The 10,223-nt window shown below is 43.0% G+C and carries 8 protein-coding genes; all 8 read right to left on the bottom strand.

From position 1 onward, the window contains the following. Positions 1-119: 119 nt before the first annotated feature. The 8 genes from glmS to ruvB all read right to left on the bottom strand — a co-directional run bounded on the left by glmS (position 120) and on the right by ruvB (position 10,097). The gene (gene glmS, locus ADI58_RS06895) at positions 120-1,928 is read right to left on the bottom strand and encodes a glutamine--fructose-6-phosphate transaminase (isomerizing) (RefSeq protein ID WP_049521969.1); all 1,809 of its coding nucleotides are present in this window, start codon (positions 1,926-1,928) and stop codon (positions 120-122) included. A 191-nt stretch (positions 1,929-2,119) separates the two neighbouring features. Then, positions 2,120-3,499 (bottom strand): 6-phospho-beta-glucosidase, encoded by a 1,380-nt coding sequence (gene bglA, locus ADI58_RS06890; protein WP_049521968.1) that lies wholly within the window; start codon positions 3,497-3,499, stop codon positions 2,120-2,122. A 98-nt stretch (positions 3,500-3,597) separates the two neighbouring features. Further along, positions 3,598-5,451, bottom strand: a complete 1,854-nt coding sequence (locus ADI58_RS06885) for a proline--tRNA ligase (RefSeq protein ID WP_049521967.1) — start codon at positions 5,449-5,451, stop codon at positions 3,598-3,600. Positions 5,452-5,463: 12 nt separating this feature from the next. Next, entirely contained in the window at positions 5,464-6,723 is a 1,260-nt protein-coding gene (gene rseP, locus ADI58_RS06880; RefSeq protein WP_049521966.1) for an RIP metalloprotease RseP, read from the bottom strand. Positions 6,724-6,744: 21 nt separating this feature from the next. Next, entirely contained in the window at positions 6,745-7,548 is an 804-nt protein-coding gene (locus ADI58_RS06875; RefSeq protein ID WP_049521965.1) for a phosphatidate cytidylyltransferase, read from the bottom strand. Between the two features lie 8 nt (positions 7,549-7,556). Beyond that, positions 7,557-8,315, bottom strand: coding sequence for an isoprenyl transferase (locus tag ADI58_RS06870; RefSeq protein WP_000466722.1), 759 nt, complete (start codon positions 8,313-8,315; stop codon positions 7,557-7,559). Between the two features lie 230 nt (positions 8,316-8,545). Continuing rightward, positions 8,546-9,118 (bottom strand): nucleotidyltransferase family protein, encoded by a 573-nt coding sequence (locus ADI58_RS06865; protein WP_049521964.1) that lies wholly within the window; start codon positions 9,116-9,118, stop codon positions 8,546-8,548. Then, a complete protein-coding gene (gene ruvB / locus ADI58_RS06860; protein WP_080982500.1) occupies positions 9,099-10,097 on the bottom strand; it encodes a Holliday junction branch migration DNA helicase RuvB in 999 nt (332 codons plus the stop codon). The genes ADI58_RS06865 and ruvB overlap by 20 nt, the downstream gene beginning before the upstream one ends. Positions 10,098-10,223: the final 126 nt, after the last annotated feature.

Here is a 10,223-nt window from a genome sequence, read left to right as displayed (position 1 = left end):
GAGGTTGCAGATGGAAGCTGACGTGGTTTGAAGAGATTTTCGAAGAGTATAACACAAATCTTGAGTACAAGCAATCGATTTGCTCACAAGAAAAAGCCTAGATAACTAGACTTTTTAGCTTATTCTACCGTTACTGATTTAGCAAGGTTACGTGGTTTGTCCACATCAAGTCCACGGTGAAGGGTTGCAAAGTAGGCGACCAATTGCGTTGGCACGACCATTGAAATTGGTGAGAGGTAAGGGTGTACGGTCGTAAGGACGATATCGTCTGTCTCTTTAGCAACATTTTCTTCTGCTATAGTGAGAACCTTGGCACCACGGGCTGCCACCTCTTGGATATTTCCACGAGTGTGGTTGGCAAGGACTGGATCTGACAAGAGAGCCAAGACAGGCGTTCCTTCTTCAATCAAGGCAATAGTTCCGTGCTTGAGCTCTCCTGCCGCAAAGCCTTCACACTGGATGTAAGAAATCTCTTTAAGTTTGAGACTTGCTTCCATGGCTACGTAGTAATCTTGACCACGCCCAATGTAAAAGGCATTGCGAGTTGTTTCAAGAAGCTCACGAACCTTGGCTTCGATGGTTTCTTTCTCTGAAAGAGTTGATTCGATAGACTGAGCTACGATTGACAACTCATGAACCAGGTCAAAGGCTTGCGCTTTAGCATTACCATTTGCTTCTCCGACTGCTTTTGCAAGGAATGCAAGGGCTGCAATTTGCGCTGTATAGGCCTTGGTTGAGGCTACGGCAATTTCAGGACCTGCATGAAGGAGCATGGTATGGTTGGCTTCACGTGAAAGGGTTGAACCTGGGACATTTGTCACTGTCAAGCTTGGGATGCCCATTTCATTAGCCTTAACCAAAACCTGACGACTATCCGCTGTTTCACCAGACTGACTGATAAAGATGAAGAGTGGTTTCTTGCTGAGAAGTGGCATACCGTAACCCCACTCAGATGAGATTCCAAGTTCAACTGGTGTATCTGTCAATTCTTCCAACATCTTCTTAGAAGCAAATCCTGCGTGGTAAGATGTTCCAGCTGCAAGGATATAGATGCGATCTGCGTCTTGAACGGCCTTAATGATAGCTGGATCTACCACTACTTGACCCGTCTCATCTGTGTAAGCTTGGATGAGTTTACGCATAACTGTTGGTTGCTCATCGATTTCCTTGAGCATATAGTAAGGATAAGTTCCCTTACCGATATCTGACAAATCAAGCTCAGCAGTGTAGCTAGCACGTTCACGACTGTTGCCATCATAGTCTTGCACTTCCACGCTATCCGCCTTGACGATTACCAACTCTTGGTCATGGATTTCCATGTACTGGTTGGTCTCACGAATCATAGCCATAGCATCTGAGCAGACCATGTTATAGCCTTCCCCAAGCCCAATCAAAAGTGGTGATTTATTTTTAGCTACGTAGATGACTTCAGGATCTTGTGAGTCAACCAAAGCAAAGGCATAAGAACCACGGATAATGTGAAGAGCTTTTTTGAAGGCTTCAAGAACTGAGAGACCTTCTTCTTCCGCAAATTTTCCAATCAAGTGAACGGCAATTTCAGTGTCTGTTTGCCCCTTGAAGTGGTGACCTGCAAGGTATTCTTCCTTGATTTCAAGGTAGTTCTCAATCACCCCATTGTGAACCAAGACAAAACGTTCTGTCTCAGAGCGGTGTGGGTGAGCATTGTCTTCAGTTGGTTTTCCGTGAGTCGCCCAACGAGTATGTCCGATACCAGTTGTTCCCTCAACACCAGCTGTCTTGGCAGACAATTCTGCGATACGACCAACCGCCTTAACCAGATGGTTTTCAGCACCACCTAGGACAAAAATCCCCGCAGAATCATAGCCACGGTATTCGAGCTTTTCAAGCCCTTGAATCAAAATATCAGTTGCATTTGTGTTTCCAACAACACCAACAATTCCACACATAGTATATACGACACAGACCAGCTGTGCTTTCTCCTTAAAATTGGTATAGTCTAATTCCTCTTTTATAGAATCAGCAAAAACAGTATATACTTGTTTCTTTCACTTGTCAAGAGTAAAAATTGGTATAGTTCAAATTAAGCTCCTGTAAGCAAAAGACTCTGACCAATTAGGATAATCAGTCAGAGTCCTTTTTAAAATCCATTATTATCGCTTAATTCCTTGAACCAGTGCCCTGATTTCTTCAGACGACGTTCTTGCGTTTCCAAGTCTAATTCAACCAAACCGTAGCGATTTTTATAGCTATTGAGCCATGACCAGCAGTCAATAAAGGTCCAAATCAAGTATCCCTTACAATTGGCTCCATCTTCAATGGCACGGTGCAGTTCGCGAAGATGACCTTTTACAAAGTCAATACGGTAATCATCTTGAATCATTCCATTCTCACGGAATTTTTCTTCCCCTTCAACACCCATACCATTCTCTGTCAACATCCACTCAATATTGCCATAATTTTCCTTAATATTTTGGGCAATGTCATAAATCCCTTGCTCATAAATCTCCCAGCCACGATGAGGATTGATTTTACGTCCAGGCATCACATAAGGCTCGTAAAAATGTTCTGGTAAGAGTGGACTCTCTGGATGCTTAGCAAATCGAGGAGCCATAACACGCAAAGGTTGATAGTAGTTGACACCAAGGAAGTCCACCGTATTGTCACGAATGAGCTCCAACTCCTCCTCTGTAGCATCAGGCAAGAGACCGTGTTCATGCAAAATTTCTACTAACTCCTGTGGATAAGTCCCCAAAACAGACGGATCTAAGAAAGATTGGGCTTGAAAAAGGTCCGCAATACGAGCAGCCTTGACATCAGCAGGATGCTGGCTACGTGGATAAGCCGGTGTCAAGTTTAAGACAATCCCAATCTTGGAATCTGGCAAAAGTTCATGACAAGCCTTGACCGCCCGACTGCTGGCCAATTGTGTATGATAAGCTACTTTAACGGCTGCCTCTGCATCCACCTTATGTGGATAATGGGCATCGTAAAAATAGCCAAATTCTACTGGAACGATTGGCTCGTTAAAGGTAATCCATTGATCCACTAAATCTCCATAAGTCTCAAAACAGAAACGAGCATAGTCTTCATAGGCTGAGACAGTTGCCTTATTTTCCCAACCATCACCATCCTCTTGAAGGGCAAAAGGCAAATCAAAATGATAAAGATTGACTAAAAGACGAATCCCCTTAGCCTTAATAGCCTCAAAAACCTTACGATAGAAATCCACACCTTGAGCATTGACTTTTCCACGCCCTTGTGGAAAAATCCGTGACCACTGAATAGAAGTCCGAAAGGCCGTATGACCAGTCTCTAACAGTAGCTCAATATCCTTTTCCCAGTTTTCATAAAAGGTTGATGTTTTATCTGGACCAATCCCATTATAGTAACGATTTGGCTCCACTTGGTACCAATAATCCCAGAGATTATCTCCCTTACCGTCACCAGCTACACGTCCTTCTGTTTGTGGTCCAGAAGTAGAGGATCCCCAGACAAAATCCTTTGGAAATCTTAGCATACATTTACCTCTTTATCTACTCATTTTTCCCATTATACAGAAAAAACAAGGTAAAAACTAGTTACATTTTTTCCTTGTTTTTCTTCTGATTATAGTTTTTATTTCTTGCTGAGAATTTCAAGCGTTTCAAGCACGTTATCTGCATGAACTTCGATAGTATCACCAGTCGCTTTAATCTTCACTTCTACGATGCCATCGGCCGCTTTCTTCCCAACAGTGATACGGATTGGCAATCCAATCAAGTCGCTATCACTGAATTTGACTCCGACACGTTCGTTACGGTCATCTGTCAAGACTTCGTAACCAGCTCCCATCAAGCTTGCTTCAAGCTTTTCTGTCAAGGCTTGCGCTTCTTCATCCTTGACATTGACAGTAATCAAGTGCACATCAAATGGTGCCAATTCTTTAGGGAAGTTGATTCCCCAAGCATAACGGTATTCACCTTTTGGCGTTTTGTTAACAAAGAGGCGAGCGTGTTGCTCCATCACTGCTGAAAGGAGACGGCTGACACCGATACCGTAACATCCCATGATAATTGGCACAGCACGGCCATTTTCATCCAAGACATCTGCTCCCATGCTTGCTGAATAGCGAGTGCCGAGTTTGAAGATGTGACCAATTTCGATACCACGCGCAAAGTTAAGGACACCTTGTCCGTCTGGGGAAATTTCACCCTCACGAACTTCACGGATATCCACATATTCTGCAGTAAAATCACGACCTGGATTCACACCCTTCAAGTGGTAGCCATCTTCGTTAGCACCGACAACTGCATTGCGAACATCTTGCACCTTACGGTCTGCGATGATTTTAACATTCTCTGGCAAACCAACCGGGCCAAGTGAACCAAATCCTGCTTGAACAACATTTGCCACTTCTTCTTCGCTAGCAACGTCAAAGAAATCTGCTCCCAAGTGGTTTTTCAACTTGACTTCGTTAAGCTGGTCATTTCCAACTAGAAGGGCGGCAACAAGCTCACCATCTGCCATGTAGAAGAGGGTTTTAATCATTTGTTCTTCTGGGACATTGAGGAAGGCGGCAACTTCATCGATTGACTTAACATCTGGCGTTGCAACACGAGTCACTTCTTCTTCAGCGACAACACGGTTGCTTGGTTTGTACTCGTTTGTTGCCATTTCCAAGTTAGCCGCATAGCTAGATTCACTTGAGTAAGCAATGGTATCTTCACCAGAAACCATCCATTTGAGCAATTCTGCCTTGATTTCTTCTTGCACTTCTGCAGGAATCTCATCAAATGAGGTAACTGACTTGTCCAAAACAACCCATCGGTCAAGGTCTGTACGAGCAGGTGTAATAGCCATAAATTCTTGGCTGTCCTTACCACCCATGGCTCCACCGTCACCGATGATAGCCTTGAAATCTAAACCACTACGAGTGAAAATACGCTCATAAGCAGCCTTGTACTCATCGTAAACACTGTCCAAGCTATCATAGTTAGCGTGGAAACTGTAAGCATCTTTCATGATAAACTCACGTGTACGGAGTAGTCCATTACGTGGGCGTTTTTCATCACGATACTTAGGCTGGATTTGATAAAGGTTAAGCGGCAATTGCTTGTAAGACTTAACAGAATCACGGACAATAGCTGTAAAGGTTTCTTCGTGAGTTGGACCTAGGATAAAGTCTGATTTTTCACGGTTTTTTAGTTTGTAAAGGTCTTCACCATAAGTTTCATAACGACCTGATTCGCGCCACAATTCTGCACTAAGAAGGGCAGGAGCCAACATCTCAACGGCACCAATCTTGTCGAATTCTTGGCGCATGATGTTTTTAGCTTTTTCAATCACACGGTTAGCAAGTGGTAGGTAAGAATAAACGCCTGCTGAAACTTGGCGAACATAACCAGCTCGCAACATAAGAGCGTGGCTGATAACTTGAGCATCGCTTGGCATTTCGCGAAGCGTTGGGATAGGCATTTTACTTTGTTTCATAATATTCCTCGATTATCTAAAAAAGAGTCGCATGATGTCATTCCAGGTCACAGCAATCATCAAGACAACCATGATGACCACTCCGGCCAAGGTGACATAGGTTTCAATTTCTTGTTTCAATGGTTTGCGGCGAATGGCTTCTAGGATATTGAGCACAATCTTACCACCATCCAGGGCTGGAATCGGAATAAGATTAAAAATCCCAATATTGATGGAAATTATTGCCAAGAAGTACAAGACATTCTCAATTCCATTTTTAGCAGCATCACTACTTGCCTTAAAGATGGCAACAGGTCCACCTAGCTTGTTCAAATCCGGTTGGAAAATCAGATTTTTCAGAGCAGATAGAATTCGGAGAGCCGAGTCAGCTGCAGTTGTAAATCCACCTACAAACATAGATAGAAAATCTGACTTAATTCCCGGTTGAACACCTAGAAGGTAACGACCTTGATTTTCTTCTGGAGTAACAGTGATTTGTTTTTCACTTCCCTTTTCAGAAATAGTCACATCCAAGGTCGGGGCCGTCTTATCTTTAGTTTCTGCTTCCACAGCCTGGATCAAGCTTTCCCAGTTGCTAATCTCATGTGAGCCAATCTTGGTAATCTGTGCTGTTTCTGGCACTCCCACCTTAGCCAAAGCCCCTTGGGGCATGACATGAAACTGGTTGGTAGCTACATCTCTGACACCACCCTGCATAAAGATTAAAATCCAAAAAACAACGACACCTAAGATAAAGTTATTCATAGGGCCTGCAAAGTTAGTAATCAGTTTTCCCCATATAGTTGCATTTTGATATTGTACATCCAAGGGGGCAATCCGAACCTCAGTTCCATCTGCTTCTACAACCGTTGCATCATGATCCACTGAAAATGTTTTTTCTTCTTCCAGAACCAAGCCCTTGATAAAGAGCTTGTCTTCAAAATCAAACTGGGTCACCTGCATAGGAAGGGCTGTTTGATCTAATTTTTTACCTGAAAGATTTATGCGTTTAACTTTACCATCATCAGTAAGCGTCAAACTGACAGGAGTTCCTGTCTTGATTTCAGTTGTATCATCACCCCAACCGGCCATACGAACATAGCCCCCAAGAGGCAAGATTCGAATGGTGTAGGCCGTCCCATCCTTGCCAATGTGAGCAAAGATTTTGGGTCCCATGCCAATGGCAAATTCACGCACTAGAATCCCTGATTTCTTGGCAAAGTAGAAGTGCCCGAACTCGTGCACCACCACAATAATCCCGAAAACCAGAATAAAGGTTAAAATTCCGAGCATAGTATTTCCTCCGTCTTTTGATTAAAAGAGTCCAAATAAGTGCATGATTGGAAATACAAGCAACATACTATCAAAACGATCCAAAACACCACCATGTCCAGGGATAAATTTCCCAGAATCCTTGACACCAAAATGACGTTTGATCGAACTTTCTAGTAAATCACCAAATTGTCCAGCAATGCTAAAGAAAATAGCAAAGACCGACATCTTGTAAATTCCATACGGAAGAGCAACTGTTCTGTCAAACATCATAAAGATGATGGTTACTAAAATAGCGCCTAAAATACCACCCAAGGCACCCTCAAAGGTTTTATTTGGAGAAACCGTTGGAGCCAGTTTCCGTTTCCCAAAGTTCATCCCAGCAAGATAGGCACCACTGTCGGTAGCCCAGACGATACACAAGGCCAATAGAGCCTTATCTAAACCTGCAACGCGAGCATCTAGTAAAGCATTAAATCCAAAGCCTACATAGAAACTCATAGCAAGAGGGAAAACAGCGTCCTCAATCGTATAAGACTTACTAAAAACGGTCGTTCCTAACATGATTGAAATCAAAACACTATAGGCAACCACATTCCCATCAACTGGTAAAAAAGTCAGATAATTCTCCAAGGGAATGGTCAAAGCAAAGGTTGCAAAGAGGGTTAAGAGGCCCTCCATAGTCATAGTCTCTAGACCTCTCATCTTCAAAAGTTCATGCATGGCTAGCATGGCTATGATTCCAATTGCTATCTGAAGCAAGAGTCCCCCAATCATTAAAATTGGTAGGAAAATAGCCAGAGCAACCCCTGCAAACAAGGTTCTTTTCTGTAAATCCTGTGTCATATTTCCTCCTAAACTCCTCCAAATCGGCGATGACGACGATTGTAGGCAAGAATGGCTTCCTGCAAGGCCGCCTCGTCAAAATCAGGCCACAAGGTATCCGTAAAATAGAGCTCACTGTAGGCTCCCTGCCATGGAAGGAAATTGCTCAAACGCAATTCTCCACTAGTACGGATAATCAAGTCTGGGTCTCGTAACTCCTTAGGCAAATGCTGGGTGAAGAGATAGTTGCCAATCAATTCCTCTGTGATGTCACCTGGGTTGATTTTGGCATCTAACACATCCTGAGAAATCAACTTAAGAGCCTGTGTAATCTCAGCACGTCCACCATAGTTGAGGGCAAAATTAAGAATCAAACCTGTGTTGTTCTTAGTCAATTCCTCAGCCTTGGTCAGAGCTTCAAAAGTTTGCTTAGGCAGGCGGTCCGTTTCCCCAATCATTTGAATCTTAACATTATTCGCATGCAATTCCGGGACATAATTATCATAAAACTCTACTGGCAAGTTCATGATAAACTTTACTTCCTGATCTGGACGGGTCCAATTTTCCGTAGAAAAAGCATAAACTGTAATCACCTTAACGCCTAGTTTGTTGGCTGCCTTGGTCACAGTTTGCAATGCTTCCATGCCCGCCTTATGTCCGAAGACTCGCGGTTGCATACGTTTTTTAGCCCAACGGCCATTGCCATCCATGATGATGCCGATATGAGCAGGAACCTGTGTCGGAACCTCTACTTCCACAGCCTTATCTTTCTTAAAAAATCCAAACATGATCTTATTCCTATTCAAAAATCTATCGTTTCATTATACCATATTTCCCTATTTTCTTCTATCACTAAGCTATTTATTCTCAGGCACAAAGCCCATTTTTCAAAAAAATAAGCCGCCTGATTGGGCGACTCAATTTTTATAGGGAGATTATTATGAAAAAGTTTTAGGAGTTTAAGTTAAGGTCTTCTTAACTTATAAACTTAGTATACACTTCCTAGCTTAAAGTTTCCTTAAGTATTTTTAAAAATCAAATTTTTCCATTTCTCCTGCCAATTTTTCTTGGATAGACGTGTTCGATAAAGTTCCATTCGGTCTTCATTTTCTAAGAAATGAGGAGTTGGATGAACTTGAAAATTCAAAATATCCTCCAAACCATAAGGTGCATAGAGCTCAAAATCGGATTCTTCATTCAAGCGCAGTCCAACTGCCGTACACCGTTCTGGATACTTACTCATGGCATCACAGGAACTGGTATAGGGAGCAGTATGAGGACTGTGCTGGTGCATATAGACTTGATTTTTCAATTCCCACTGGTACTGAGGAAAGTCCTCTCTCAGCTTTTTCTCTAGGAACAAGGTTTCCTCATAAGAAATATCTGGATCAAAGAAAATTACATCTACATCTGTTTCACAGTCAAAAGGGGATTTGTCTGACAAGAGATTCCAGATGAAATTTCTGACAGAACCTGCTGCCAACCAAGAATCTTTCAAACCAAGGTTACGGATGATGGTCAGAATAGCCATCATATCAGGATTTTTTCTAACACTATCTAGGATTTCTTGCTTATTTTTCATTGTACTCATACCCCAAATGCTCATATGCCTTAGCAGTCGCCATCCGTCCAGAACGTGTTCGCATGATAAAGCCTTTTTGAATCAAGTAAGGCTCATACATGTCTTCAACTGTCTCACGCTCTTCGGCGATATTCACAGAAAGAGTTCCTAATCCGACAGGGCCACCACCGTACATCTCAATCATGGTGCGAAGGATTTTTTGATCCACATAGTCCAAACCTTCATGGTCAACATCCAGCATAGTCAAAGCCTTATCCGTAATAAGATCATCGATAACCCCATTCCCCATAATCTGGGCAAAATCGCGCACACGCTTGAGGAGACGATTGGCAATACGAGGGGTCCCACGGCTACGTAGGGCTAACTCAGACGCTGCCTCATGAGTGATTTCCATCTCAAAAATATCTGCCGTCCGCTCGACAATTTCTGTTAAGTCAGCATGAGCATAATACTCCATATGACCTGTAATCCCAAAACGTGCCCGTAGTGGATTTGAGAGCATACCAGCCCGAGTCGTCGCACCAATCAATGTAAAAGGTGGCAACTCCAAATGAACACTGCGACTGCCTTCACCAGCCCCAATCATGATATCAATGTAGAAGTCCTCCATGGCACTATAAAGCACCTCCTCCACCGACATGGGCAAGCGATGAATCTCATCAATAAAAAGGACATCCCCAGGCTCTAAGTCATTCAAAATCGCTACTAGATCACCAGCTTTTTCAATGACTGGACCCGAAGTCTGCTTGAGATTGACACCTAGTTCGTTGGCAATAACAAAAGCCATGGTCGTTTTTCCCAAGCCTGGAGGGCCAAATAAGAGGACATGATCCAGCGCTTCATCCCGCATTTTGGCAGCCTCGATAAAGATTTGTAGCTGGTCCTTGACCTTGTCCTGCCCAATATATTCACGTAAGTACTGAGGACGGAGCGTGCGTTCTACTAACTCCTCATCCCCCATTATCTCATTATCTAAAATTCTACTCATGGCTCTATTATATCAAAAAACCAAGCCACAAACAAAAAAGCCACCTGATTGGGTGACTCCTGAGTTTAGCACTTATGTGGTATAATATTATACGGCACTGCTACACCGCCTACGAAAGGAGGTGAG

It is taken from the genome of Streptococcus mitis (genome assembly GCF_001074635.1).
GTDB classification, from domain to species: Bacteria; Bacillota; Bacilli; order Lactobacillales; family Streptococcaceae; genus Streptococcus; species Streptococcus mitis_E.
Note: the sequence above shows the minus strand (reverse complement) of the source record. Positions and strands in the feature narration are given on the sequence as shown.

Bases quoted from the DNA above. Each gene is read 5' to 3' on its own strand.
- rseP (WP_049521966.1), bottom strand. From the start codon at position 6,723: ATGCTCGGAATTTTAACCTTTATTCTGGTTTTCGGGATTATTGTGGTG.
- ADI58_RS06875 (WP_049521965.1), bottom strand. From the start codon at position 7,548: ATGACACAGGATTTACAGAAAAGAACCTTGTTTGCAGGGGTTGCTCTG.
- glmS (WP_049521969.1), bottom strand. From the start codon at position 1,928: ATGTGTGGAATTGTTGGTGTTGTTGGAAACACAAATGCAACTGATATT.
- ADI58_RS06870 (WP_000466722.1), bottom strand. From the start codon at position 8,315: ATGTTTGGATTTTTTAAGAAAGATAAGGCTGTGGAAGTAGAGGTTCCG.
- ADI58_RS06885 (WP_049521967.1), bottom strand. From the start codon at position 5,451: ATGAAACAAAGTAAAATGCCTATCCCAACGCTTCGCGAAATGCCAAGC.
- ADI58_RS06865 (WP_049521964.1), bottom strand. From the start codon at position 9,118: ATGAGTACAATGAAAAATAAGCAAGAAATCCTAGATAGTGTTAGAAAA.
- bglA (WP_049521968.1), bottom strand. From the start codon at position 3,499: ATGCTAAGATTTCCAAAGGATTTTGTCTGGGGATCCTCTACTTCTGGA.
- ruvB (WP_080982500.1), bottom strand. From the start codon at position 10,097: ATGAGTAGAATTTTAGATAATGAGATAATGGGGGATGAGGAGTTAGTA.